28 protein-coding genes and 2 pseudogenes are annotated in these 24,241 nt (G+C 68.7%); 20 read left to right on the top strand and 10 right to left on the bottom strand.

What is annotated here, in order from left to right; translation table 11 throughout:
- The first annotated feature begins 466 nt into the window (after window positions 1-466).
- From BJF86_RS17670 to BJF86_RS15270, 3 genes are read left to right on the top strand one after another with little or no spacing between them, the layout of a single operon-like run.
- A complete protein-coding gene (locus tag BJF86_RS17670; RefSeq protein WP_143553876.1) occupies window positions 467-811 on the top strand; it encodes a hypothetical protein in 345 nt (114 codons plus the stop codon).
- The gene (locus BJF86_RS15265; RefSeq protein ID WP_143553877.1) at window positions 805-1,152 is read left to right on the top strand and encodes a GntR family transcriptional regulator; all 348 of its coding nucleotides are present in this window, start codon (window positions 805-807) and stop codon (window positions 1,150-1,152) included. Before BJF86_RS17670 ends, BJF86_RS15265 begins: the two co-directional genes overlap by 7 nt.
- Window positions 1,149-1,433, top strand: a complete 285-nt coding sequence (locus BJF86_RS15270; RefSeq protein WP_075820148.1) for a hypothetical protein — start codon at window positions 1,149-1,151, stop codon at window positions 1,431-1,433. The genes BJF86_RS15265 and BJF86_RS15270 overlap by 4 nt, the downstream gene beginning before the upstream one ends.
- On the opposite strand, the gene BJF86_RS15275 is transcribed toward BJF86_RS15270, so the two are convergent.
- Entirely contained in the window at window positions 1,414-2,028 is a 615-nt protein-coding gene (locus BJF86_RS15275) for an NTP transferase domain-containing protein (protein ID WP_075820251.1), read from the bottom strand. The genes BJF86_RS15270 and BJF86_RS15275 overlap by 20 nt on opposite strands.
- Before the next feature lie 157 nt (window positions 2,029-2,185).
- Between BJF86_RS15275 and BJF86_RS15280 the strand changes: the two genes are divergently transcribed.
- The gene (locus tag BJF86_RS15280) at window positions 2,186-3,394 is read left to right on the top strand and encodes an FAD/NAD(P)-binding oxidoreductase (RefSeq protein WP_075820150.1); all 1,209 of its coding nucleotides are present in this window, start codon (window positions 2,186-2,188) and stop codon (window positions 3,392-3,394) included.
- 78 nt (window positions 3,395-3,472) lie between these two features.
- Here BJF86_RS15280 and BJF86_RS15285 read toward each other — a convergent pair whose 3' ends face one another.
- Window positions 3,473-4,825: an MBL fold metallo-hydrolase gene (locus BJF86_RS15285; protein WP_075820152.1), complete on the bottom strand. Its 1,353-nt coding sequence runs from the start codon at window positions 4,823-4,825 to the stop codon at window positions 3,473-3,475.
- Window positions 4,826-4,937: 112 nt separating this feature from the next.
- On the opposite strand from BJF86_RS15285, the gene BJF86_RS15290 reads away from it, so the two are divergent.
- The 9 genes and pseudogenes from BJF86_RS15290 (at window position 4,938) to BJF86_RS17675 (ending at window position 11,064) form a co-directional block, all read left to right on the top strand.
- The gene (locus BJF86_RS15290; RefSeq protein ID WP_075820154.1) at window positions 4,938-5,522 is read left to right on the top strand and encodes a rhodanese-like domain-containing protein; all 585 of its coding nucleotides are present in this window, start codon (window positions 4,938-4,940) and stop codon (window positions 5,520-5,522) included.
- Window positions 5,519-6,283 (top strand): sulfite exporter TauE/SafE family protein, encoded by a 765-nt coding sequence (locus tag BJF86_RS15295; RefSeq protein ID WP_083653222.1) that lies wholly within the window; start codon window positions 5,519-5,521, stop codon window positions 6,281-6,283. The genes BJF86_RS15290 and BJF86_RS15295 overlap by 4 nt, the downstream gene beginning before the upstream one ends.
- 38 nt (window positions 6,284-6,321) lie before the next feature.
- Window positions 6,322-7,059: a GntR family transcriptional regulator gene (locus BJF86_RS15300; protein ID WP_202817366.1), complete on the top strand. Its 738-nt coding sequence runs from the start codon at window positions 6,322-6,324 to the stop codon at window positions 7,057-7,059.
- A gap of 15 nt (window positions 7,060-7,074) precedes the next feature.
- Window positions 7,075-7,443, top strand: a complete 369-nt coding sequence (locus BJF86_RS15305) for a hypothetical protein (RefSeq protein ID WP_075820158.1) — start codon at window positions 7,075-7,077, stop codon at window positions 7,441-7,443.
- Window positions 7,440-8,039: a pentapeptide repeat-containing protein gene (locus BJF86_RS15310; RefSeq protein ID WP_075820159.1), complete on the top strand. Its 600-nt coding sequence runs from the start codon at window positions 7,440-7,442 to the stop codon at window positions 8,037-8,039. The genes BJF86_RS15305 and BJF86_RS15310 overlap by 4 nt, the downstream gene beginning before the upstream one ends.
- A gap of 60 nt (window positions 8,040-8,099) precedes the next feature.
- On the top strand, window positions 8,100-8,933 hold the full coding sequence (locus tag BJF86_RS18425; protein WP_083653200.1) for an ABC transporter permease: 834 nt from the start codon (window positions 8,100-8,102) through the stop codon (window positions 8,931-8,933).
- A complete protein-coding gene (locus BJF86_RS15320; protein WP_075820161.1) occupies window positions 8,926-9,747 on the top strand; it encodes an ABC transporter permease in 822 nt (273 codons plus the stop codon). Before BJF86_RS18425 ends, BJF86_RS15320 begins: the two co-directional genes overlap by 8 nt.
- Window positions 9,744-10,741 (top strand): annotated as a pseudogene (locus tag BJF86_RS15325) (ABC transporter ATP-binding protein). The gene BJF86_RS15320 and the pseudogene BJF86_RS15325 overlap by 4 nt, the downstream one beginning before the upstream one ends.
- A gap of 107 nt (window positions 10,742-10,848) precedes the next feature.
- Window positions 10,849-11,064 (top strand): hypothetical protein, encoded by a 216-nt coding sequence (locus tag BJF86_RS17675; RefSeq protein WP_143553880.1) that lies wholly within the window; start codon window positions 10,849-10,851, stop codon window positions 11,062-11,064.
- Window positions 11,065-11,350: 286 nt separating this feature from the next.
- Here the strand turns inward: BJF86_RS17675 and BJF86_RS17125 are convergent, their stop codons facing one another.
- A complete protein-coding gene (locus BJF86_RS17125; RefSeq protein ID WP_083653203.1) occupies window positions 11,351-11,518 on the bottom strand; it encodes a YfeC-like transcriptional regulator in 168 nt (55 codons plus the stop codon).
- Window positions 11,519-12,091: 573 nt separating this feature from the next.
- On the opposite strand from BJF86_RS17125, the pseudogene BJF86_RS15340 reads away from it, so the two are divergent.
- The 4 genes and pseudogenes from BJF86_RS15340 to BJF86_RS17680 form a co-directional block, all read left to right on the top strand.
- Window positions 12,092-12,793, top strand: a pseudogene (locus BJF86_RS15340) (DUF5677 domain-containing protein); the annotation flags it as partial.
- A gap of 114 nt (window positions 12,794-12,907) precedes the next feature.
- A complete protein-coding gene (locus BJF86_RS15345) occupies window positions 12,908-13,138 on the top strand; it encodes a DUF2188 domain-containing protein (protein ID WP_075820167.1) in 231 nt (76 codons plus the stop codon).
- 177 nt (window positions 13,139-13,315) lie between these two features.
- Window positions 13,316-14,251, top strand: a complete 936-nt coding sequence (locus tag BJF86_RS15350) for a DUF4238 domain-containing protein (protein WP_158068436.1) — start codon at window positions 13,316-13,318, stop codon at window positions 14,249-14,251.
- Window positions 14,202-14,420, top strand: coding sequence for a hypothetical protein (locus tag BJF86_RS17680; RefSeq protein WP_237768254.1), 219 nt, complete (start codon window positions 14,202-14,204; stop codon window positions 14,418-14,420). The genes BJF86_RS15350 and BJF86_RS17680 overlap by 50 nt, the downstream gene beginning before the upstream one ends.
- On the opposite strand, the gene BJF86_RS15355 is transcribed toward BJF86_RS17680, so the two are convergent.
- From BJF86_RS15355 to BJF86_RS15390, 6 genes are all read right to left on the bottom strand, one after another.
- On the bottom strand, window positions 14,399-15,097 hold the full coding sequence (locus tag BJF86_RS15355) for a hypothetical protein (protein WP_075820171.1): 699 nt from the start codon (window positions 15,095-15,097) through the stop codon (window positions 14,399-14,401). The genes BJF86_RS17680 and BJF86_RS15355 overlap by 22 nt on opposite strands.
- Window positions 15,098-15,166: 69 nt before the next feature.
- The gene (locus BJF86_RS15360) at window positions 15,167-16,693 is read right to left on the bottom strand and encodes a hypothetical protein (RefSeq protein WP_075820173.1); all 1,527 of its coding nucleotides are present in this window, start codon (window positions 16,691-16,693) and stop codon (window positions 15,167-15,169) included.
- Between the two features lie 205 nt (window positions 16,694-16,898).
- Window positions 16,899-17,852 (bottom strand): DNA methyltransferase, encoded by a 954-nt coding sequence (locus tag BJF86_RS15370; protein WP_158068437.1) that lies wholly within the window; start codon window positions 17,850-17,852, stop codon window positions 16,899-16,901.
- 373 nt (window positions 17,853-18,225) lie between these two features.
- A complete protein-coding gene (locus BJF86_RS17685) occupies window positions 18,226-19,533 on the bottom strand; it encodes a phospholipase D family protein (protein ID WP_158068438.1) in 1,308 nt (435 codons plus the stop codon).
- Between the two features lie 345 nt (window positions 19,534-19,878).
- The gene (locus BJF86_RS15385; protein ID WP_143553883.1) at window positions 19,879-20,445 is read right to left on the bottom strand and encodes a hypothetical protein; all 567 of its coding nucleotides are present in this window, start codon (window positions 20,443-20,445) and stop codon (window positions 19,879-19,881) included.
- A 3-nt stretch (window positions 20,446-20,448) separates the two neighbouring features.
- Window positions 20,449-20,874, bottom strand: a complete 426-nt coding sequence (locus BJF86_RS15390; RefSeq protein WP_075820185.1) for a hypothetical protein — start codon at window positions 20,872-20,874, stop codon at window positions 20,449-20,451.
- Window positions 20,875-21,824: 950 nt separating this feature from the next.
- On the opposite strand from BJF86_RS15390, the gene BJF86_RS15400 reads away from it, so the two are divergent.
- Together BJF86_RS15400 and BJF86_RS15405 are read left to right on the top strand one after the other, a co-directional pair.
- Window positions 21,825-22,085: a helix-turn-helix transcriptional regulator gene (locus BJF86_RS15400; RefSeq protein WP_075820253.1), complete on the top strand. Its 261-nt coding sequence runs from the start codon at window positions 21,825-21,827 to the stop codon at window positions 22,083-22,085.
- 137 nt (window positions 22,086-22,222) lie between these two features.
- On the top strand, window positions 22,223-22,969 hold the full coding sequence (locus BJF86_RS15405) for a hypothetical protein (RefSeq protein WP_075820189.1): 747 nt from the start codon (window positions 22,223-22,225) through the stop codon (window positions 22,967-22,969).
- A 233-nt stretch (window positions 22,970-23,202) separates the two neighbouring features.
- Here the strand turns inward: BJF86_RS15405 and BJF86_RS15410 are convergent, their stop codons facing one another.
- Window positions 23,203-23,463, bottom strand: a complete 261-nt coding sequence (locus tag BJF86_RS15410) for a hypothetical protein (RefSeq protein ID WP_075820191.1) — start codon at window positions 23,461-23,463, stop codon at window positions 23,203-23,205.
- Window positions 23,464-23,601: 138 nt separating this feature from the next.
- On the opposite strand from BJF86_RS15410, the gene BJF86_RS15415 reads away from it, so the two are divergent.
- Window positions 23,602-24,240 (top strand): hypothetical protein, encoded by a 639-nt coding sequence (locus tag BJF86_RS15415; RefSeq protein ID WP_075820192.1) that lies wholly within the window; start codon window positions 23,602-23,604, stop codon window positions 24,238-24,240.
- Window position 24,241: the final 1 nt, after the last annotated feature.

Raw genomic sequence — 24,241 nt, forward strand, 5'->3', positions numbered from 1 at the left:
GGTTCGCCCTCGTCGTCTGCCTGGCGGTGCCGCCCGTCGGCTACCTCATGCGTCGTGCCGACACCGAGCGCCAGCTGCAGCCCCTCCTGTCCGCGGGGTGGAAGCCCGAGAAGGACGTGCTGGAGCGCGCGCGGACCAGCCTGGCCCGGCAGCAGGTCTTCGTGACCACCGGGGCCGCCGTGGGCGGTGTGCTGACGCTGCTCGCCCTCGCGACGCTCCTGCCCGAACCCGCCTACGGCGTCCTGGGCTTCGGCCTCGTGAGCGGGTCGACACTCGGCGGCGTCGCAGGGCACCTCTCCGGCGGGCGGATCCCCACGGGTCCCCGCGTCGCCGAGGCGGTGCCGAGGTGCGCTGCCGACTACCTCGGCCGGGCGCACCTCGTGGCGCTCGGTGCCTGGGGGCTGGTGACGGCGGTCGCCGCGCCCTGGGCGCTGCTGCAGCTCCGCTCGGTGGAGGGGTCGGCCGGGTGGCTCGTGCCGGGTGCCTGGTGGTCGCGGCCGGGTGGCTGGTGGCCGCCCTGCTCATGGGCGTCGCCGTCCTGCGGCGGCGGACGACCGCGCTGGTCGAGGGCGACCTGGTCTGGCAGGAGTGGCTGCGGGCGCGGGTCCTCAGCGACCTCGCCGGGTCCCTCTGGCTCTCGGTCTGCTGCGTCGGCACGGCGCTGTGGGTCGCGCTGCTCGAGGGTTCTGGTGCGGCCATCGCCCTGGAGCTCGCGGGGTGGATCACCGCCCTGGCCGTGCTCGGTCTGTTCGCGTTCTGGTGGGCGCGCACCGGCATACCCGCCGCGGTGCAGGAGGCGGGGGCGTGCTGATCCGGATCGACCCCGACCTCGCCACCCCCGTCTTCGAGCAGATCGTGGACCAGGTGGTCGCCGGGGTGCGCGCCGGCGACCTCGTGCCCGGCGAGAAGCTGCCCCCGGTCCGTCAGCTCGCCGGCGACCTCGGCATCGCCCCCAACACGGTCGCCAAGGCCTACCGCCAGCTCGAGGAGGAGGGGCACGTCGAGACGCGCGGGCGCGGCGGCACGCTCGTGCGGGACGAGCTGGCCCCCGCCCTGCCCAGCCGCGGCGCCGCCGAGGACTTCGCCCGCTCCGCCCGCGCGGCCGGTCTCGACCTGTCCCAGGCGATCGGGCTGCTCCGCCGGAGCTGGTGAACGTGGTGGGGACGACACCGAGGCGGACGCTCGTCGCGCTCGCCGGCCTGCTGACGCTCGGTGCGTGCGGCGGTTCCCAGGACGCGCCCGCGCAGGACGGGCAGACCACGGCGACCTCGACAGCTGGGTCCGAGACCGCCGAGCAACGCTTCCCGGACGTGGTCGAGGCCGAGCTGGTCCCGGCCGAGGAGGGGACCTACGACGTCGAGCAGGTGACGGTCGAGGGCCGCGACCAGCAGTACGGCTACGGCGGTGGGACGGTCACCGCGGACGTCCCCTGAGCGGCTGCTCGTCGACGTCGCGCCCGCTCGCCAGGTCGCCGCACTCGACCAGCGCGGGCCGGGCGCGCCGCAGGTAGGCCCGCGCTCCCGCGTCGCCACTCGCCCCGCCGAGCACCTGCTGCCAGTGCTCCTGCCCGATCGACACGGGGTGGCCGGGCGTGCCCCGGTATGCCGCCCGCGCCAGCGTCGACGGGCGTGCCCCGCCCTCGTCGAGGAGCCGGGCGACCACCTCGGCGCCGACATCGGGCAGGTCCACGAGGTGCACGACGGCGAGCAGTGGCACGGTGCGCCCGCGGGAGACCAGCGAGGTCAGGCCCGCACGCAGCGACTCCCCCATTCCCTGCTCCCACGTGCCGCAGAACGTCGTCGCGACCCGCTGCATACCCTCCGCATCGGCGAGCACCCGCTCGACCCCGTCCGCCTCGGCGCCGGTCACCACGAGCACGTCGCCGCAGCCGCCGTCGAGGAGCGCGCGGGCCGAGCGCACCACCCACGCCTCGCCGTCGCTTCTGGCCAGCGCCTTGGGCCCGCCGTAGCGGCGCCCCGCCCCCGCGGCGAGGAGCAGGCCGGTGGTGCGGGCGGACGGCGCGGACATGGCGACCAGTGTGCCGTGCCTGCCGCACGCCGCCCGGCACGGGTCGCTGACCCGCCGCCACACGAAGATCGGCAACCCCTCCACAAATGTCCGTACATCAGGTAGCGTGAGCCGCGGGCGACGACGCCGAGTGCTCGCCCCCGACCGAGGAGAGCCCATGGACCAGCCCGCCACGCACCACCACGTCCTCGTCGTGGGAGGAGGCACGGCCGGCATCAGTGTCGCGGCACGCCTGCGGCGCAAGGGTGTCCAGGGCGTCGCGGTGATCGAGAAGTCCGAGACGCACGACTACCAGCCCCTGTGGACCCTGGTCGGCGGTGGCTGCGCCACGGCGGCCCAGACCCGGCGGGCCGAGGCGGGTCTCATCCCGGAGGGGGTCGAGTGGATCCGGGCGAGCGCGGTCGGCGTCGACCCGGAGAGCAAGGTCGTGACGCTCGACGACGGCACGCGCCACGGCTACGAGTACCTCGTCATGGCGCCGGGCATCCAGCTCGACTGGGACCGGATCGACGGACTCACCGAGACCCTGGGCCAGGACGGCGTCTCCAGCAACTACCGCTACGACCTGGCCCCGAAGACCTGGGACTTCATCCGCACCACGCGCTCGGGCTCAGCGGTCTTCGGTATGCCCTCCGGCCCGATCAAGTGCGCGGGAGCGCCGCAGAAGATCGCCTACCTCGCCTGCGACTACTGGCGCCAGCAGGGGGTCCTGGACCAGATCGAGGTGCACCTCGTCCTTCCCACCCCGGGGATGTTCGGCGTGCCGGTCTTCGCGCAGGCGCTGGAGAAGGTGGCCCGCGACTACGGCATCACGGTCCACCTCCAGTCCGAGGTCACCGTGGTCGACTCCGCGGCCCGCACGGCCACGGTCACCGACCTCTCGGGCGAGGGGACGGACCGGACGCTGCCCTACGACGTGATGCACCTGGTGCCCCCCCAGTCGGCGCCCGACTGGGTGAAGGCCTCCCCGCTGGCCGCGGCGGACAACCCGGGCGGCTACGTCAGCGTGGACAAGCACACGATGCAGCACACGGCATACCCGGACGTCTTCGCGCTGGGCGACGCCGGCTCCACGCCGAACTCCAAGACGGGTGCGGCCATCCGCAAGCAGGCTCCGGTCCTGGTGGAGAACCTGCACGCGCGAATGCTGGGCGGCCAGCCGACCGCCTCCTACGACGGGTATGCCTCGTGCCCGCTGACCACCTCGCGCCGCACCATGCTGCTGGCCGAGTTCGACTACTCGATGGAGCCGGCCCCGACCTTCCCGATCATCGATGCCACGAGGCCGCGCCGCGACATGTGGTACCTCAAGAAGTACGGCCTGCCCGCGATGTACTGGAACGGCATGCTCAAGGGCGTGGCCTGACCGCAGATCCCCCCAGACGGCCGAGAGGCTGCCCCGTCTCCCCTGCAGACGGAGCAGCCTCTCGGCGCCTTCTGGACCTCAGCTCGCGAGGGGCACGCCCGCGGCCTCGGCATCCCCGAAACCGGCGTCCACGTGGACCGGCGAGCCACCGGCACGCTGGATGAGGCTGGCGGCCACGCCGGCGCGGTAGCCCGAGCCGCAGTGCACCCAGACGGTGCCGGTCGGCACCTCGTCCATGCGGGTCAGCAGCTCGTGCAGCGGCACGTTGACCGCGCCCTCGACGTGCGAGGCGGCGAACTCGTCGGTCCGGCGCACGTCGAGCACGGCCTCGTCCGCGCCGCGCTCCTGGAGCATCTGCTCCCAGCCGACCCGGGGGTAGGACGCGGTGGCGGCGTCCGGGGCGAGCTGCGCGGGGTCGGTGCCGAGCGCTGCGTCCGGGGAGTCGATGCCGATGCGGGACAGGTCGCGGATGGCCGCCTCGACCTGCTCCCGGCTGCCGGCCAGGGTGATGCGGTCGTTCCACGGCAGCACCCAGCCCAGGAAGGTGGTGAAGCTGGCGCCGTCGCCGTACTCGAAGCTCACCGCACCGGAGAGGTGCCCGTCGGCGAAGGCGACGCGCTCGCGCAGGTCGACGACCCACTCCCCCTGCTCCAGGCGCCGGGTCAGCTCCTCGGCGTCCAGCGGCTCGGGGACGGCCAGGTCGACCGGCTGCGGGCCCTTGAGGTTGGCCGGACCCATGTGCGCGTAGTAGGTCGGGTAAGCCGTGAGGTTGGCGATGAGCTGCTCGACGAAGTGGGCCTCGTCCTGGTCGGTCAGGGCGTGGTTGTGCTTCCGCTGCTCGGCGATCGTCGAGCTCTCGGCACCCGTCGCCGGCCCGCTGGAGCAGAACGAACCGAAGCCGTGGGTGGGGTAGAGCGCGGCGTCGTCCTGGGACTCCCCCACGAGCCGCCGCACGGAGGCATACTGCGCGTGCGTGAGCTCGGTCGTCTTGGCCGGCGCGACGAGGTCGGTGCGCCCGACCGAGCCGAAGAGCAGGCTGCCACCGGAGAACACCGCCTGCTCGCCCTCGTGCGTGACGACGTAGGACAGGTGGGTCTCGGTGTGACCCGGCGTGGCGACCGCCTGCACCTGCAGCCCGCCGACGGCGACGCTCTCGCCGTCGCTGATCGGGGTGCGGTCGAACTGCACCGGGTCGGCGGCGTTGACGAGGTATGCCGCTCCCGTCGCCCGGGCGAGCTCGAGCCCACCGGTGACGTAGTCGTTGTGGATGTGCGTCTCCGCGACGTGGGTGATCCGCACCCCTGCCTGCGCTGCGGCGGCGGTGACGCGGTCGATGTCGCGCTGCGGGTCCACGACCAGGGCCACCTCGCCGTCGTGCACGAGGTAGGACCGGTCGCCCAGGGCTGAGGTGTCGATGACGGTGACGTTCATGAGGGGTGCTCTCTCTCCTTCGGTTTGGCGGCGTACCTAAATGTACGTACTATTGCTGCCCGGTGCAACAGCACCACCCCTTCACATCTTCCCCACCACTCGAGGAGCGAACGTGAGCAACACCCCCGCCAGCACGAGCATTACCGTCGACGCCCAGTGGCTCGCCGAGCGCCGCGCCGCCGGAGCCGACCTGCTCGTCCTGGACGTCCGCACCCCCGCCGAGTTCGAGTCGGCCCACATCGAGGGCTCCTACAACGTGCCGCTGGACACGCTCAAGGAGCACCGCGCCGACATCGCCCGGCACCTGGACACCGACGTCGTGCTCGTCTGCCGGTCCGGCGCCCGGGCGGAACAGGCCGACGTCACCCTCAGCGCCGCCGGCAGCGACAACCTCCACGTCCTGCGCGGCGGGATGGGCGCCTGGGAGAGCTCGGGCCAGCGGGTCGTCCGCGGCGCCCAGCGCTGGGAGCTCGAGCGCCAGGTCCGGCTCGTCGCCGGCGGCATCGTCCTCTCCAGCATCCTCACCAGCACCGTCGTGCCGGGCGCCAAGTGGGTCGCCGGCGGCATCGGCGCCGGCCTCACCTTCGCCGCGCTGAGCAACACCTGCGCGATGGGGATGCTGCTGTCCAAGCTGCCCTACAACCAGGTCAAGGGGACCGACCCGGCCCAGCTCGTCGCCCAGCTGACCGGACGCTGACCGTGCTCGTCCTCCTCCTCGCCGCGCTCGTCGGGGTCACCCTCGGCCTGCTCGGCGGCGGCGGCTCGATCCTCATGGTGCCGCTGCTCGTGTACGTCGCCGGGATGGACACGAAGGAGGCGATCGCCACCTCGCTGCTCGTCGTCGGCGTGACCAGCGCCGTGGGTGCGGTCTCGCACGCCCGCGCGGGGCGGGTCCAGTGGCGGACCGGGCTCGTCTTCGGCGTGGCGGGGATGGCGGGGGCGTATGCCGGTGGCCGGCTCGCCGCCTACGTGCCGGGCCACTGGCTGCTCGTCGGTTTCGCGGCCATGATGCTCGCCACGGCCTTCGCCATGCTGCGCGGACGCCGCGAGGTGGACCCGCGCAAGGTCCACGACCACCTCCCCGTGCCCCAGGTCGTCCTGGAGGGGCTGGTGGTCGGGCTGGTCACCGGCCTGGTCGGCGCGGGCGGCGGCTTCCTCGTCGTGCCGGCGCTGGCCCTCCTGGGCGGCCTGCCGATGCCGGTGGCCGTGGGGACCTCGCTCGTCGTCATCGCCATGAAGTCCGCTGCGGGCCTGGGCGGCTACCTCGCCTCGGTCCACATCGACTGGACCACGGCCGGGGCGGTCACCGCCGCGGCCGTGGTCGGCGCCCTGCTCGGCGGCCCGCTCGCCGGCCGCATCAGGCCCGACCGGCTGCGCACGATGTTCGGATGGTTCGTGCTGGTCATGGCGGCGTTCATCATCGTCCAGGAGGTCGTCGTCCCGGCCCTGGCACGGTGACCTCTCCTCGTGAACCTCCCGTGGCTACCCTGGATGGAGTGAGACTCGACCGGACCAGCGCACAGCCGCTCTGGGCACAGCTGCACGCGGACCTGCTGCGGCGCCTGGAGGCGGGCGAGTTCACCCGGGGGTTCCCGGCCGAGGGAGAGCTGCGCGAGGAGTATGCCGTCTCCCGGCATACCGTCCGCGAGGCGCTGCGCCGGATCCGCGCCGCCGGCCTGGTGCGCTCCGGCCGGGGCCGGCGCAGCGAGGTGCTGGCGACCACCATCGAGCAGCCGCTGGGGACCCTCTACTCGATGTTCGCCCAGGTCGAGTCCCGTGGCATGACCCAGCGCAGCCAGGTCCTCTCCTGCGGCATCACCCAGGAGGCCCGGGCGGCCGAGGCGCTCGGTCTGGCCCCGGCGACCGACCTCTTCGGGCTGCAGCGGCTGCGCCTCGCCGACGACGTGCCCCTGGCCCACGACTGCGTCTGGATGCCGGCGTCGCTGGCCGGCGACCTCGTCGGCACGGACTTCACCCGGACCGCGCTCTACGAGGAGCTGGAGCGGCACGGCGTCGCCCGCCCGGACGGTGGGCGCGAGCGGATCGCCGCCGCCGTCCTCGACGACGAGCTCGCCGAGCTGCTCGAGGTGGACCCACCGGCCGCCGGCCTGGTCATCGAGCGCACCGGGACTCTGCAGGGGTCACCCGTCGAGTGCAGACGGACCACGGTGCGGGCGGACCGCTACGCCCTGACCCTTTCCTTCGACGCCGACGGCTTCACCGTCGGACGCTAGAGGCAGGATGTCCCCATGAGCATCGTGGTGGACCTGGAGGAGCTGGCCGAGGCGCTGGGGCGGCACCCCACGGCATACCTCCTGCTGTCCGGGGAGGAGCGCCCGCACGTGGGTGAGGTGCTGGTGAGCATGCGCGACGACGTCCTCGTCGTCGAGCGGCCCGGACGCACCGCGTCGCGCACCGTCCCCGACCGTCCGCACGTCACGCTGCTGCTGCCGCCGGCCGAGGCGGGCGGCTACTCGCTGATCGTCGACGGCGAGGCGGCCCTGGTCGGCGACGAGCTGCACGTCGAGCCGAGCCACGCGGTCCTGCACCGTCGCCCCCGGGAGGGCTCGCCGCCGTCCGCGACCGGCTGCGGCAACGACTGCCAGCCGCTGCCGTGAGCAGCGAGGAGGTCGTCGGCGGCACCGTGCTCGACGAGGACTGGTATGCCGCCGAGCTCGCCGAGGCGTCCTGGCGCGACTGCGTCTTCCGGGAGGTCGACCTCACCGAGGCGGTGACGACCGGGTGCCGCTTCACCGACTGCACCTTCGACCGGTGCCGGTTCAACGCCTCGGTGCACCGCGGCAGCGCCTTCGTCGCCTGCACCTTCACCGACACCTCGTTCTTCGACGCCACGCTCGAGGGCTGCCGGCTGGACGGGTCCAGCTTCGGCGGCTGCGACCTGCGGCCGCTGACCGTCTCCGGCGGCTCGTGGTGGGGCGTGTCGCTGCGGGGCGCCGACCTGCGCGACCAGGACCTGAGCGGGCTGCGGCTCACCGAGGCCGACCTGACCGAGGCCGACCTGCGCAAGACCACCGTGCGCGGGAGCGACCTGTCGGGCGCGCTGCTGCGCGCGGCCCGGCTCGACGGGGCCGACCTGCGGGAGGCGACCCTCGTCGGTGCCGACCTCACCGACGCCGCCGTGCGCGGCGCGAGGCTCGACCTGGCCGGGGCGCTGGCGCTCGCCGAGTCGCTCGGCGCGGTCGTCGACGCCTGACCCGCCCGGGCGTCGCGACCCGGTGCGGCACCGGCGCGTCGCCGGTAGGCTCGTGCGTTTGTGACCCCCTCGGCTGCTGCTCCGGTCGCGCCTGGCCCGGCGCGCGCCTACCTGCGGCTGCTCGTGGCGGGTTTCCGGCAGCAGAGCGCCTACCTCGCCGCGGCCGTCGGCGGGCTCGTCGCCAACGCCACCTTCGGCTTTCTCAAGGCGGCCATCCTGCTCGCGACCCTCGCCGCCGCGGGCGGCACCCTCGGTGGCTACGACACCGGCACGATGCTGGCCTACGTCTGGCTCAGCCAGGCGATGCTGGGCCTCGTCAACGTCTACGGTCGCGACGTCCTGGCCGAGCGCATCCGGTCGGGCGACATCGCGGTGGACTTCCTGCGCCCGCTCGACCTGCAGCTCGCCGGCCTGGCCACCTTTCTCGGGAGCCGGCTCTTCACGCTGCTCCCGCGCGGCCTGCCCACCCTGACCGTCGGCCTGCTCACGACGGGCATGGCGCTGCCCCGGGGGGTCTGGCCCTACCTCCTCGGGACGCTCAGTGTGCTCCTGGCGATGACGCTGTCCTACCTGTGCGTCTACGCCCTGTCCATGAGCGCGCTGTGGCTGGTCGAGATCCGCGGCCTGCAGGTGGCCTACATGGTCGTGGCCAGCTTCTGCTGCGGGCTCTACATCCCGGTGGGCCTCTTCCCCGGCTGGCTGGAGACGCTCGCCCGGATCACCCCCTTCCCGTCGACGCTCATGACGCCGGTCGAGATCCTGTCCGGGTATGCCGCCGGCATGGACGCGCTGCGCCTGGTCGCCGTCCAGGTCCTGTGGATCAGCGTGGTCGCCGCGGGCGGGCACCTCCTCACCCGCGCCGGGCGCCGCCACCTGGAGGTGCAGGGTGGCTGACACGGCAGCACTCGTCGCCGACCTGCGGGCATACCGGGCGGTCCTGGCCTCCCGCGTCCGCGCGCAACGCTCCTACGCGACGTCCTTCCGGCTGGACCTGCTCGGCGCCGGTCTCATCACCCTCGTCGAGTTCGGTGAGGTGTGGGTGCTCTTCGGTCAGGTCGACGCGATCGGTGGGTTGACGCTCGCCTCGGTGATGCTGGTCTTCGGGCTGGCCGAGATGACGTTCAGCCTCGCGGACCTGCTCGTCGGACACTGCGACCGGATGCCGACCTACGTGCGCGCCGGGACGGTCGACATCTTCTACCTCCGTCCGCAGCCGGTGCTGGCCCAGCTGATGACCAGCGATCTCGACCTGCGCCGGATCGCGCGGGTGCTCGGGGGAGGCGTCATCCTCGTCGTCGGTCTCGCGGTGAGCGGGGTGACCTGGACCCCGGAGAAGGTCACCCTGCTCGTGCTGACGATCCCGGCGGCGACCGCGATCTACGCCGCGATCTTCATCGCCGCGGCGGGCCTCCAGTTCTTCCTCGTCAACGGGGCCGAGACCACCAACGCCTTCGTCTACGGCGGGAGGTATGCCGCGAGCCAGCCCGCGTCGGTGTGGCCGCGGTCGCTGGTGCTGGTCTTCGGGCTGATCTTCCCGGTGGTCTTCACCGGCTACCTGCCCGCCCTGGCGCTGCTGGACCTGCCGGTGCCCTTCGGTCTGCCCGGCTGGATCGCCTGGCTCGCGCCGGTCGTGGCCGGCTGGAGCTGGCTGCTGGCCCTCGGGTGCTGGCGGCTGGGGATGCGGCACTACCAGGGGGCGGGCGGATGAATCCGACAGGTACCGGCGGTCGTCCGGCGGGTGAGGGCGCCGTCGTGCAGGTCAGCGGGCTGACCCGCGACTTCGTGGTCCGCTCCCGCGGTCACCGGATCCGTGGCCGGCGGGTCCGCGCGGTGGACGACCTGAGCTTCACGATCCGGCCCGGTGAGGCCGTGGGTTACATCGGGGCCAACGGCGCGGGCAAGTCGACCACCATCAAGATGCTCGCGGGCATCCTGGTGCCGACCGAGGGCGAGGTGCGCACCTGCGGGCTGGACCCGGTGCGGCAGCGGCGCGCGCTGGCCCGGCAGATCGGGGTCGTCTTCGGGCAGCGCTCCCAGCTGTGGTGGGACCTGCCGGTCGCCGAGTCCTTCCGCATCCTCGCGGCCATCCATCACCTCGACGCCACGACCGAGCGGGTGCGCACCGGCGAGCTGGTCGAGCGACTCGAGATGGGGGGCTACCTCGACACCCCGGTCCGGCAGCTCTCGCTCGGGCAGCGCATGCGCGCCGAGGTCGCCGCGGCGCTGCTGCACTCCCCTCGGCTCGTCGTCCTCGACGAGCGACGATCGGGCTGGACGTGCTCTCCAAGCAGCGGCTGCGCGAGTTCCTCATCGAGGAGCGCCGCGAGCACGGCACGACGCTGCTGCTCACCACGCACGACATGGGCGACGTCGAGCGCCTGTGCCCGCGGGTCCTGGTCATCGACGACGGCCGGCTCGCCTACGACGGCACGCTCTCCGGGCTCTCGCGCACCGTCGGCGCCCGCCGGGTGCTCGTCGTGGACCTGGAGCGGCCTGCCGAGCCGCTCACGGGCATACCGTCGACCGAGCACCTGTCCAGCGAGGGGCACGGGCTGCAGCAGCGCCTCGCCTTCGACCCCGAGCGGACCACGGCTGCGGCCGTCCTCGCGGCGGTCTCGCAGCGTGGCGAGGTGCGCGACCTGGCGATCGAGGAGCCCGAGATCGAGGACGTCGTGCGCCGCATCTACGCCTCACGGCGCTGAGCCAGATCGCCCCTCCGCCGCCCGCAGGAGTCCGACCCCTGTTCCTCGGTGATCGGCGCCTGGACGGCGGGCCCCGATGGCTCGACCGCCGGTGCGGGTCGGTGCCCGTGGCGCTCATCACCCGAGAGAGCGGCCTGCCGACGGGCGTGCGGGTACTGGACAGACGACGCGGACCGTGCCCACCGTCAGCTGCAGGAGGCGGGGTCCGTCCGCACGAGGACGTCCTGCGGCTGGAGGGGATGCCGCCGATGTTCACCTTCGACGACTCCGAGGGCAACACCGTCATCCTCCTGGAGCGCGCGGCCCCACCGGTGCCGCGGTGACCGTCCAGGCGCAGGAGGGCACGGCGGTGGCAGGGTTCGCCTCCCTCGAGGACCCCGACGGCAACCTGGTCACCCTGGTGCAGACGGCCCCTGAACTCACGGAAAAACCCCCGGACCGAGGGTCCGGGGGTTTCCCTGTCCTGAGACAGGACACAGTGGGTCGTTTGCGGGTTCGCTCCTAGCGCGCTGACCTGCGGCGCAACGACACCTCCGGGGGATCGGCGGGAACACTTCCCAGGCTCGCGGGCCGTATTTCCCAGGACTGGCTATCGCAGGAATCACCGCGTCAGTGCTCGAACCGAGCGCGCACCTGCTGCGCTTGCTCGGGGGTGAGGTACCAGCGTGCGTAGGGCACGGACTGCCAGCCTTGGTCTCTGAGCCACTGGCGGATCGTCTTTGCGCTCACACCCAGTCCTTTTGCGAGTTGCTCAGGGGTCACGGTCTCCTCGGTCATCCTCAGAGACTAGTGAGCGAGGCGCAGCCTCTCCACGTGCCGTCTGATATCCGATGAGCACGGCCTTCTCAGTGTCGCCTGCGACGATCCTGAGATGAGCAACTTCCCCGCTGCTCGGGTCTGGCAGGCCCGATGGCGCTACTGGCTGGGCGAGCGCAAGGCGTCCCTCATGCGGGTCCTGGGCCGAGGAGCCGAGGCGGATGACTCCTTCTACCGGATCGCGGCCTCTCTGCACGAGAAGCGTGTGGCTTCGGGGGATCGCTCTGATGACGCCCTGGACCAGTCACTCTCCGAGGCGATGGACCTCGTGATCGAGAACGGACCACCTGCCGTGGCGGAGGCCCTGAAAGCGGATGCGCCCAGGATGCTGGCCGACCGTGAGCGCCTGGACAGTGGCTTCGGGAAGCGCCTTCGCAAACGGTGGGGCAGCGCCTTTGACCTCTACATGATGGTGGCGGTGGCCAACCAGGAGATCGGTGCTCAGGGCTACCAAGACGCGCTGCAAGACGTGGATGCAGACGAGGCGACACGTGCACTGCTGGAAGCAGTGAGTGGCTTCAGGCGCGAACCTGTCGCCAGTCGTTGGAGGTGTACGCGCTTCTGGAAGGAGGCTTCCCGAAGGGGGCGCACGTCATCAGCAGGAGCATGCACGAGGCGGCTGTGGTTGCCTCGGTCCTCTGCGAGTTCGGTACGACGCCTGGGCATGAGGACCTCGGCCTGCGGTTCCTGTCGTTCGACCACATGACCAATCTCATGGACGCCGAGGAGCACCAGCGCCACGCCGAACGTCTGGGCTATGAACCCTTCTCCGACGAAGAGATGGCTGCCCTCCGGGCCACGAAGGCCGAAGTGCTGGAGCGTTTCCCAGACCTTGATGCCCCACTTGGTTGGGCTGGCAGCCTTCCAGGACTGAAGAAGCGGGACTTCCGAGGGTTGGAGGCGCTCGCGCGACTCGACCACCTACGCCCCTACTACACCTGGGCAAGCCACGAGGTGCACGCCTACCCCAAGGGGGTAAGGCTCAACCAGTCGGGTCTTGACGGGCGGCAGTGGAAACTGGCGGGGCGAACGAATGCCGGACTCGCTGACCCTGCCCAGAGCGCGCTGATCGCGCTGAATCAGGTCACGGCCTCCATGCTCACCCTTCCCGGCGTCCCATCTCCCAGTCGGCTGGTGGCCTCTCAGGCAGCGATGATCCTCCAGAACGAGGCCTGCCACGAGTTCGTGCGTATCGAGGACGAGATTGCCGCCGAGCACTCAGTAACAGTCGTCTAGCAGGGCTCCCCGACTCTCCACCTCCTGGCCCAGCCCTCCACGGACGACCACGTGACCCTGGTCTGTCAGACATGGGGGGCATGCTGCCTGTGAGCGACACGAAGAAGGTGAATCATGGCAGGCAAGAAGCCCGGCGTAGAGACCTACCGCGAGGACGGCGCGTGGAAGAACCGCGTGCAGGGAAACCAGCGCGCGAGCAACACCCACGGGACGAAGGCGGAGGCGCAGGTCAAGGGCCGAGAGATGGCCCGAGAGCGAGGCACGGAGCACCTCATCAAGAAGATGGACGGCACCATCGGTGAGCGGAACTCCTACGGCAACGATCCTCACCCTCCGAAGGGCTGATCCTCGTGAAGGAGCCCCGGGAACCCGTAGGGACGCGGGGCTCCTTCACGCTGGCGGGAGTCGGGGCGACATCGGCTGCGGCTGTCAGTCGGGCGTGGCAGTCTCCCTGCATGCCGAAGACGCCATGCACGCCCGCGCCAGTGCGTATCGCTGGGCCCAGCCGACCGGATGGACCCCATGTCGCAGGGTGATTTGCGCAAGGCCCACCACACCGTGCCCCGCGCTCTGCTGCGGGGGTTCGCGGACGGCGACAAAGTGCTGTGCCGTCGGCGCGGCAAACGAGACTTCGAGCAGTCCGTGGATCGTGCCTCCGTCGTGCGTCACTTCTATTCGGTGCTGGACGACGCAGGCGACCGGAATGATGACGTCGAAGTCTGGCTCTCGCAGGAGATCGAGGATCCGTTCCACGCACTTCTCCCGAGCCTCGCTGCGGGCGAGCAGCCTCCTGCTGGCTCTGGCCAGGTGATCGCTCGCTACGTCGCCGCCCTGGCGGTCCGGTCCGCCGAAGCAGAGGCGATGCAGCGAGATGTCACCCCCGCCTTGGGCGGCTCCAGCGTCCTGGCGCGATGGGCCGCTATGAACGACGTCAAAGTGGCCGACCTGCCCGAGGGGCGCAGTCTCGACCTACGGGATCAGGCCGAGCGTCTCTTCCATGACTACTTCGGGGAGCCATCTAAAGCCAGCCTGCTCCGCGTTGCGCTCTGGGTGTACGACCAGGCCGCGTGTCGGCTGAAGCACTACGAGTGGGCGGTCGTCACGGTCGATGAAGACCTCGTGCTCGCAGATGCTCCAGTCGTTGCCATAGCCCACCAGGGACTCGGCTGGAAGGGTCTCGTACCTCATGGTTGCAGCATCTTCCTGCCGCTGGCCCCCAGGCTTCTGCTCGTGGGCACCTCGCCCTTGTTCGTCCAGCCTCGGTACGGGGTGACAACTCCGCCGCGAGTCATCAACCTACTGGCGGTTCGCGACGCTCACTCAACCGTCTTTCGCCACCCCAGGACCCCCTGGCCGCACGACCTTTCCCTGGCACCCGAACGCGTTGTTGGTGAGACAAGGATGGAGCGTGCACGCCGTGACCGACGAAGAACGAGACCCACAGGCAGGCAATTCTGAGCGAGGGCTGCCGATCCTCACCGATCCGACTGCTCAACGCTTGATGGAGACCCTGCGGAAGCACGAGGACGCCAAGGTCGAGAGGATCGCGCAGAGCATGACCGATCAGATCATGCAACAACTCCGCACAGGTGATGTTGGCGGCGACTACCTCTTCCACGACTCGTAGAAGCCGTAGGTGTCGAGCACCTTGGCTACCGGCATCTGCCGCTCGGTCGCTGAGCCGGTGGTGAAGTCCCAGACTGGGTACTGCGCCCGGACGCGCTCGATCTCGTCCTTGTGCTGAACCCAGACGTCGTGCAGCATCCCGAGGGCATCCGCACCTGCACGGTTCCAGGCCCCGCTCTCAGTCCGGCCCTTCGATAGTCCCTTGAAGGTCTGAACGAAGAAGGTGTCGAACGAAGGGATGCAGCCCCAGACCCCCATCATGACCTTCGAGACGAGGGTCAATCCTGTCCGGTCGGCGGGGATCAGAGCAGCGCGCACTTCGTCCCAGGCGGCGTTGAACGCCTCAAATCGAGCGGTGTCCACATAGTCCGGAACGTCCCAGCCGCGCAACGCCTTGTTGTGCTTCTCGATCACCCCGATGACGGCCTGATAGTGAAGTGCGTTCGTCTCGTGGAAGAGGAAGGACGAGCCGCGCAGCATGCCCCAGGAGGCCAGGTAGTAGCCCAGGTGCAGGCAGGAGGTCTCCATCACCTTGGTCGGCTCAGGGTGGTCCTGGAAGTGGCAGTAGCACAGGTCCCAGGAGCGCTCGCGACGGCGTGGCGAGGCACGGGTGTCCCCATCTCTACCGAGGAAGCCCTCCAGGGCTCGCTCGATGCTTCCAGGCAGGACCGGCTTCACCGCTCAAATCGTTCACTGGCCGCGAGCGGGTCGCGGAAACGCCTTCGCGTTTCCCCTGGTACGGCTGGCCTATGCACTCAGTTGCTCGTCCTTTCGCGTCAGCACGACCGCCCGTTCCTCGTTGACAGCATTGGCTGCGTGCATCCCGTACCGGGGCCAGGTCTCCAATGAGATTATCTCGTTGAGGACGTATCCACGGTCCTCCGCGACTGCTCCCACCAACTCGGGGGTAGAGATAGCGACTTGCGACTCTCCGCGTCCGGTTCGGTTCGACCCAACGACCATGATGGCTCGTTCCCCTGGGCGGAGGACCGTTCCCATCGCCGTCAATGTCCTGCCCATGTCGGAGAAGTACCGGTACAAGAGCGAGGGAACCGCTGCCCGCCTGAACCCAGCATCATCTCGCGCGTTGAAGGCCGCGATCCTTCGTATGAGGGTCAGCACCTCGGCTGGCAAGTCATCACGGTTCACAGACCGCGCTGAGTCCCACTCTCTGTGCACCTTAGCGGTCCACTCGCGGCTGCCCGTGAGTTCGCGCTCCAGCACCTTGATCTCATGCGCTTGCGCGAGGCCAAGCAGGACCAGCGAGAGGCGGTCGGTGTCGATGTAGGGCAGCGCGGTTGCGTAGGGCGGAGAAGTCAGGACAAGCCGACGTCCTTCTGTCGCCACCGCTCGAAGAACATCGTCGCTCTGGCTAGAGCCGTGGAGGACCACTGAAGACAGTGACCTGTCGATACTGCTGGCTAGGCCGACTTCTTGCAGCGCTAAAGCGTTCCCTCCTGCGGCTTTGGAGAAGACCTCCACCACATCGGGTGGAGTCCAGGTGGCTGGTCGACGGCGCACGCGCAGGTCTTCGGGCAACTGCCACGAGACGCTGCGCACGATGTTGGAAACGGTCAGCCGAACAACATCCGCACAGACGTCATCGGGCTCTTCGTCTGCAACATCGAGCGCGGCCCACAGCCCGGCGAGCACGGGCTCGGGGAACCAGTGGCGAAGATAGGCGTCGTCGTCGCTAGTAACGTGTGGTGGAGTGACGACAGCACCCCGTCCCAGCGCCCCCCTCATTCGGTCTGTCACCTGGTCGACCACTTGCCCAAAGCGCAGCCCGAGCGACACATCGCCGCTTGCACGCAGAGTGCGCAACTTTACTTGCGCCATCCACGCCGCTAGCGGATTCTTGTCGACCCCTCCCACGTGCAAGCCCAACCGCAAACCCTCGATCAGGGAGGTGCCGGACCCGCAGAATGGGTCGATCAAAGACGTTGCAGTCGGATCAACCACGTTGATCAGGGACCGCGCCATCTGAGGATTGAACTTGCCCTTGTACTCATGCAAACCGTGGACCAGGAACCGCGTCGACTGACGCTTCGTGCGCCGCTTGCGGAGTTCCCGGTGCGACTCTTCGATCTTGCTTTGCGTGGTAGGCAAGACTCCCCCTGCCTTACCCCCCACGGCCCTCAGGAAGGTGGCTCGCGCGATGAGAAGGTCCTCGCTGCCCTCCCCACCACTACTCAGCGAGCCCTGAAGGCTCGTCACCTCCCGCGCCCCGAGAGCCTTCTCATACTCAAACATGGGGTAATCAACCCACTCCATGCGTCTCACGCCTCCTTGCGGTAGACGAGGACATGCTCATCCCTCCGGCCCCGGCTGTGGGCTCGGTTGAACGAACTCCGCCCAACAGCGATCGGACGAACCCCCTCGTAGATCGTTGTCATCCCCACCCTGCCAGCAACCTCAGTCATGAGCCGACCGTTATCCACAGGGCGACCCCCGATGGTGCTGTCACCCACCACCGCCACTACGTGCGCCCCGGGCATACAACTCGTTGAAGTTCGGCGAAGACCTCGGTCATCTGGTCCGCGAAGTCGTTCTCGTCCAAACCGTTGGGCTTGCAGTAGTGGGGGCGAGCCCCCATCTCCAGCCCCCGCACCTGAACAGCGTCGAAGCCGAGCCAGTACATGCGGTACTTGTGATAGAGCCAGTACTCGTAGGCGTTCGGGTAGGGCGGGGAGAAGCACACGGCAGAGACTGATGCGTCCTCGATAGGCGCGAGATCGCGTGCGTCTCGCTGGAGCACAGAGACCTCGCCGGGACGCGAGCGTGTGGCGTTACTGTCCAACCACTCCACCGTCCTCCTGAGCGACCTCAGTATCGAAGCGACCGCGGATTCGAAGTCACCCCCCTTGCTGATGGCCGCATATCGAGTGTCCGACTCTTGGTTCGAGATGCGTACCGTGGCTGCCGACACCGACACCGCAATGACGTCCCGCCAGGGGTCGTCCGCATTGAGACTCCGCAGGTAGCGGACAGCCCCGGTCAGCGCCCGCTGGGCATCGAGTGTGAACCAATGGTCAAGCCGTGGGATGGTGGCGAACTCCTGACCGACATCACCCGATGAACTCGCCACCTCCCTGAGTCCCTCTAGGTGCCGGTCCAGGTCACCAGTCCACACGGGGTGCCACGCCATCGAGCGCACCCGACTGATCAAACAGGCGATGGGATTGATGTCAACCCCGATGGTGTCTAGCCCTCGCTGCCGCGCTTGCGCCAAGGTCGTTCCGGAGCCGCAGAAGGGGTCGAGCACCAACCCCGACTTGACGTCGAGCAGGTCCAAGACTTGACCCGGGATCGCCGGAATGAAGCGCGCCGGGTAGGGGTGGAACTCACTCCTGGAGCCTGCGGCCGCGTCTGCGAACGTCCAGTCGGCCTGCGCGAACCGTTCAGCGAGAGAGGGACCGGCACTGACACTCATGTGCGACATGCTACCGGAAACCCAGTATTAACCCAGTATCCTCGTATAGCATGTCCCACATGGCTCAGCGACCCTCTATTCAGCCGGATGAACCCGTGCTGTCCACACCGGGCCGACACAGGACGTTTCACCTGCCCGATCTCGTGAGTGACCGACTGGATGATGTGGTGACGGCGGTGCATGAGCAGGGCTATACCGCGAGCAGGGCCGAACTCGTGGGGGCACTGATAAGCCTCACTCCACCCGACCCTCAGAGCCTCCACGAACTCATGCAGCGGTACCGTCAACTTGCAGCACGGGACATCGCTCACGAAGGCAGCCGCATCGAGCCGCGACCCGTTCGCCCCGGACCGCGCGGATCGAGCCAAGCGCCTCACCACGGCGGCAGCAGCGCAGAAACGTCTGAGGCAGACAGCCAACCGTAGCCGTTGGGTGGCCTGCCAAAGTTCCCGGCACCGCTGCCCTGTCCGACGTGGGAGGCCAGGGGTGCGTACTGTGGGTCGCTCTGGCGGACGAACGTCAAACGTACGACGACCGGACTGTTGTCGAGATATTCGGCTACCACGAGGTCCCCGGGCTCAGGCAAGGCCTCGGTATGCCTAGCAGCCATGGCACGGAACTCGCTCGCGAGGTGTTTGCTCAGGTTGACCCTCGTGTTGAGATTCGTCTTGGTACCCGCCGCAGCGCCTTCGAGAGTGATGGACGTCGTGTCACCGGGGGCAGTGGTAACGCTGTCCATCGGCTGACTACAGAGACGCGCTTCGACAACCGTTTCAATCCGTGGGTCCGCCGGAACCGCCCCCACCTTCTGCGGGAAGAAGCCCTGATAGGGCAGACCGAAGGAGAGATACCACGTCCCGCTCTGCTCCTTGATGCCCTTTACGTCAGTCTTCCCGAGGGTCTTCACAGTGGCGACGACGCCAGGCGGAAGGGCTGGATGTGGGGTCCCAGCCATACCACCTGATGCAGCACTGACCACTCCCACTGCGCCGCCCTTGCCCTGCTTGCCCGCCCCCTTCCCCTTCGATGGCGACGGACGTCGTGGCGGGTCAAGGAACGGGATCGAGGGGCCCTGCCCGCCCTTCTTCCCCGAGCCTCCAACGGAGTCCTTGCTTTGCCCTCTCACGAGAACTCCGCGAGCGCTGAGCAAAGGGAGCGTTGCGCGGCTGAGCGGAATGATATTGCCGTTCAGTGGATGGCCCGAATCGAACAGTGCTTCCGTGTGCTCAGCAACCTCTCGAACGACGTCCGCCTCGGCCTCGCCGGAAAACGAAACGCCCAACTCGACATTGTTCGCAACTCCGAAAGCCGTGAAGTTTGCCGAACCCACCCAGGCACTATCGCCACCCGGATGACTGACATGATACGCCTTGGAGTGCACTAACAATCTGCCTACCTCAGGGTAGACGACAATGGCTTGGGCCGCGGCGTGGGGCTCCATGAAGTCTAACAGAATCTCAATGTCCGCTACTCTCGCGGCAGCCTGATTCCCGCCGATCACCAGTCGGAATGACCCACCGCCTTCCAAGATTTCTCGAAGATATTCCTCGACGTGAAACAGCGCCCCATCGCTGTAGTAGGCCGTCTGGAGATCGAACGCGGTGGCCCCGGGCAGCCGTGTGTTCAGCCAGTGTCCGAGGGTGGAGGTTGGCTCCCGGTCCCCACTGTCCCAGAGTTGCATCTGGCCAAGGTACATGGTGGGCTCTTGTCGCCGCCCGCCGCTCGCTCCCCCGAGCGCAAGACTCTGCATCAATAGCGCGGCCTCTGGGGCCCGTGGTAGTCCGGCGACGCAGACCAGTTGAGAGCAAGGTCGCTGGCTGTCCCGCGCCCCGCACGACGGTCGAGAGTCACTCGGTTGTTCCGATCACCCCCAAGTCCGCCCAGCCCTCAAACGTCCGGGGGCAGTCCTGCCGCTCGCCCTGCCCGGCCCGCAGAGCCTTCCGCGCAAGACGCCGGTCCTCACGCTCGTCGGCAGCGAACTCGGCCTCCAAGTCGGCCATCCAGTCCGGCACAGGCTCTGGCTCGCTCACACGTCGACCAGGTGATCGAGGTGGTGGGACTGGAGTCGCTGCGCGGCCTCAAAGGCGGTCAGGTTGCCTGAGCGCAGTGCCTGCTCGGCCCACTCGCGCTCCGCCCAGTAGGCGGCGTAGCGTTCGTTGAGGTTCCAGCAGATGCGGCGGTTGTTCTCGCGCAACTGGCGCACGACGAAGATGACAGCGCCGGGCAGCCAGCCCGTGAGAACTGCGGCGATGAACGCGCCCATCACGGCACCGAGGATGTCCATCGGGAGCGGCCACTCCGGGTCGGCCACGCCGAAGACGAGCATGAAGATGCCCACCGGGACGGCGACGACGGCCATGCCCAGGGCGAGGCTGGTGACGACCCGCAGCGGTAGCGAGCGCTTCTTCTGCGTGAGCGGTAGGACGGGCTGCGCGGACGGCAGGTGGCCGTCCCGCCCGAGCACGAAGAGGTCCTGCTCGATCTGCGCGTTCATGGCCTGCGCGGCCCTCTCGAAGGCGCGGTTCGCGGCTCCGACAGTTGCGCCGAACATCCCGGCTCCGAGGCCGAGGGCTGCTCCGCTGCTGGCTTTCATGGCTCACTCCTTGATCTGGTTGGCGGTGAGGATGGCGTCTTCGGGGTCCCAGTGGATGGCGATGTCGCCGTCCATGACGCCGATGGGCAGCCGTGCCCCTTCAGCCAGATCAGACACCACGGGCTCGCCGGACGGCGGCAGGTCCACGAAGCGCGTCTCGTTGGCTCCTTGGTGGGCGACCCCGAATGCTCGCCCCGAGTCCGTAATGGCGTGCAGAATCACGCGACGCTCACCCTCGCCGCCACCGACGCACTCCACCTCGCCGTTGGCGTCGATGCGCATGGAGTCGAGGACGCCCCACTCACGACCTGGGCTGGTGACGAACTGCGTGGGTGTCGGTGGATCGCACTCTGGGTTGGAGAGCACCTCCCCGGTCTCGACGTCCAGCACCTGCAACACGCCCTTGCCGTAGGGGACAGCGAAGCGCACCAGCAGAAGGTCCTCGGCGTTGCTGGCTTCGATGGCCCCGATCTCGAACTCTGGCCCTGGGGCGAGGTCCTCCGAGTCGTAGGACTCCCCGGCGTACCGCTCGGGAGCTCCTCGGTGCCGCCGCTGAGTGTGAAGGCGTGATCTCCGACCGTCACCACACCCACGAGGTCGTCGGTCGCCGGGAGTGCCTCCACCTCCCCGGAGGCAGTGACCGCGACCGCCTCGCGCTCACCAGGGTCGGATCGAACCACGAAGCCGAGACCCATCCCACCGATCTGAGGCAGGCTGCTCTCGTCACCGGGCACCGTGACCTCCTCGATCACGGTTCCCGAGGCGATGTCGAGCAGAGTCACCCGTACTTCCTGAGTGTCGGCGTCCAGGCCTTCGCCGTCAGACCTACCACCATCGACCACTGCGATGACCTCTGGCGCGACCTGACGCAACAGCGGGTAAGGCGAGCCCGGATTCCGTTCGTCGGCGGTGAAGGCCTCCCAGCCCCGCGACCACGCTTCCTGGCCCTCCGCGTCCAGGGCACGCACCTGCGTCCCGTCGAGCACCACGACCCGCTCGGCAGTCACAACAGGCGTCCACGGAGCCTCCTGAAGCCCGAGCGTGATCCCCCAGGCAGGCTCCGCGAAGACCTCCGCCACCGGCAGCGAGACAGCGGGCTCCGATGGTTCTGCGGTGCTGGTCGTGACGGCCTGCGCGTCTGCCGTGCTCGGGGTCGAGTCCCCTCCGGACGCGCTCGAACAAGCGGAAACCGTAACGAGCGTTACGGCCATCAGCGTGGCGGTGCGGGTGTGAGTCATAGGTGAGTCCTCCCTGCGCACTGGCGTGACCGCCCCAAGGGGGACCGTCAAGTGGTGAGACACCCTCAGTGAAGCACCTTTAACCAGATTGGTGCAAGGGCTTGTACTGTGCTCGCTGCCGAAAACCAGTGGGCTATCCCGGTGAGCATCTTCCCGGTCCCTGAGCCCGAACTTGACCGCCTACCTGCGATCTTCTCCGAGCGGAAGACGGCCAGCGGGCTGTCCTACGACCAACTCGCGAACCGCAGTGGCCTGACGAGGACGACACTGATGAACGTCGCGCACGGGCGCTACCACGGTGACCTCCGTACCTGGTTGCGGCTGTCGAAAGCCTGGCAGATCAGCCTGGACGAGTTGCTCGCGCCCGTCTGGGAGGGCAAAGCAGGCGAAAAGGCCAAGTGAGCCGCCCTGGCGCGAGTCCTTCCAGCCGGAACGCGAAGCCCTGGCAGGTACTGAACTCGATCTCCCCACGCTCCAGAGACATCGCCTTCGCGGTACGCGGGAACCGGCACAAGCCTGTCGAGTCTCTGCCGCTCGCCGTGCGCATCGCCCTGGCGGTGGCCCGTGCCTTGTTCGATGAGGTGCAGGCGCGGCAGTTCGATGACTCAGACGGCTCGACCTATCGCATCGAGGCCTGGGAGAGGCTCGGGCGAGAGGTCGATATCAGTGAGCGATCACTACGGCGTCTGGAGGCGGGCGAACGGTGGGTCTCCCTCCCCGAACTCGACCGCCTGGCCCGCCATCACACCGTGGGCAAGCGCCTCCGAAAGACCCTTGCGTCCATGAAGGTGAACCTGCTAAACCCTGGGCCAAATCTGGCCAGGAACGGCGGATCACCCGTCCGCCCCGTCACCGTGGAAGACATGAACAACGACACCCGCGCCGTGCTGGAGCGAGAGGTCCGAGAGCGGATCGACCGCCTGGTCCGTGCACAGGCGTCGGAACCACCTGACGCCGAAGAGGTCGACTGGCGTCAAGTGGAGTGGGCGATGCACATGCAACGGTCTACCCCGCAGCCCACGCCGGACCTGGCGTTAGAACTCAAGATTCAGGGAACGAGCATCGCGACGCTGGTGCGGCAAGTTCTCACTGAGACCGCTGGCCCGACCCGGGTTAGCACTATCTGGAACGGGGTGAACCGGATCGTGCAGACACTGCATCAAGATCGCGGCATGCCTCTGATCGAGGCCCACCGTCGTCAGATCACCGAAGCACTGACCTACCTGCGCTCTCGCGGAGAGGTCCACTCCGAAGACGGATTACACGCGCTCATACGAAAGGACTGATCACAGACCATGAGCCCGCGCCCGTGGGCGCGCGGACAAGAGGAAACCCCCACGATCAGTGATCGCAGGGGCCCCGTAGAACTAGACACTCTCACGGTAAGCCCTCTATTACTCTTCGTCAAGCGTTTCCGTACGACCCGTGCGCCGATCTCGTCCTACCCGAATGACTTTCCGAGGCCCCTTGGCCTCAGTCCACGGTTGCTGCCGTGACGTATCTGACGGAGCAGACGCGCCTAGTCTTTCGGCAAAGCAACCGGCCCCTCCCAGAGGCGCGCCCCGAGGCCCTTCTCGCTGCGCGCCACCGTGATGGCGTCCGGCCAGGCCTCGCCGCGCAAGACCGCGTGAAGTGTGGAGTAGTTGACCTTCGTGAGTTCCGCCGCCGAACGGATCGACCCGTCACCGATGGCACGGGTGAGGTTGAGCACGTAGCGCCGCACGCTCTCGTACACGGGGTCGAGGACAGGCTCGCGTGGCCAGGCGGCGCTGACCTCCACCGGCTTAAGTCTCTCTCTCCTGCCCACGGGGCCACCGTACCCACGCTTGACGGTCCCCCTTGCGCTCACCCGACGCTTGTCGCTTCACGGTGCTACCGTAACCGTAGTTACGATCATTGGCGCTGGGAGACAGAGGCTATGGACATTGCCGACTACCGCCCGAACAGGATGCCGCCATCGGAATGGGAGGACGTCGCCGAGTTCGTCCGCGCGGTTGTCACGGAAGCACAGGCGCACTACGCCGGAAGGTACGACACCAAGGACATGCTCGTGACAGTCGCTGACTTAGCCCGTTGGGCGTCGGCAGTCGCCTGCTTACCACTGGAGCGCAGCGTCATCTTCCACCGCGAGACCGTGGCTGACTACGCCAGCGACGCCTGTGGGCACATGACACTCAACTCTGCTGCCACCCGGCGCTCCATGCTCCTTCGCGTGGCCGAGGCGGTGCTCCCACCAGAGGAGCGGGTTGCACCGCTGGCACCGCTCAACCACGACGCTCCCCCGCGTCCCTACTCGAAGTTCGAGCAGCGGGGCTTCCGATCCTGGGCGCAGGGGCAGACCACGGCAGCGCGCCGACTCGACTCTCGGGTCATTCTGGCCCTTGGCCTAGGAGCGGGGCTGGCGACCCCGGACCTGCGGTCCCTCAGGGTCAAGGACATCGTTGTCGACCACCTGGGCGTCCTAGTGTCGCGCGTCATTAATTCATTGACAGTATGGGATGATGGCGTATGCCGTCACCTGCTCTGGAGATCAGCGATGAGGATCGTGCGACCCTGAC

The sequence above is a fragment of the Serinicoccus sp. CNJ-927 genome, assembly GCF_001942435.1.
Classification (GTDB): domain Bacteria; phylum Actinomycetota; class Actinomycetes; order Actinomycetales; family Dermatophilaceae; genus Ornithinicoccus; species Ornithinicoccus marinus.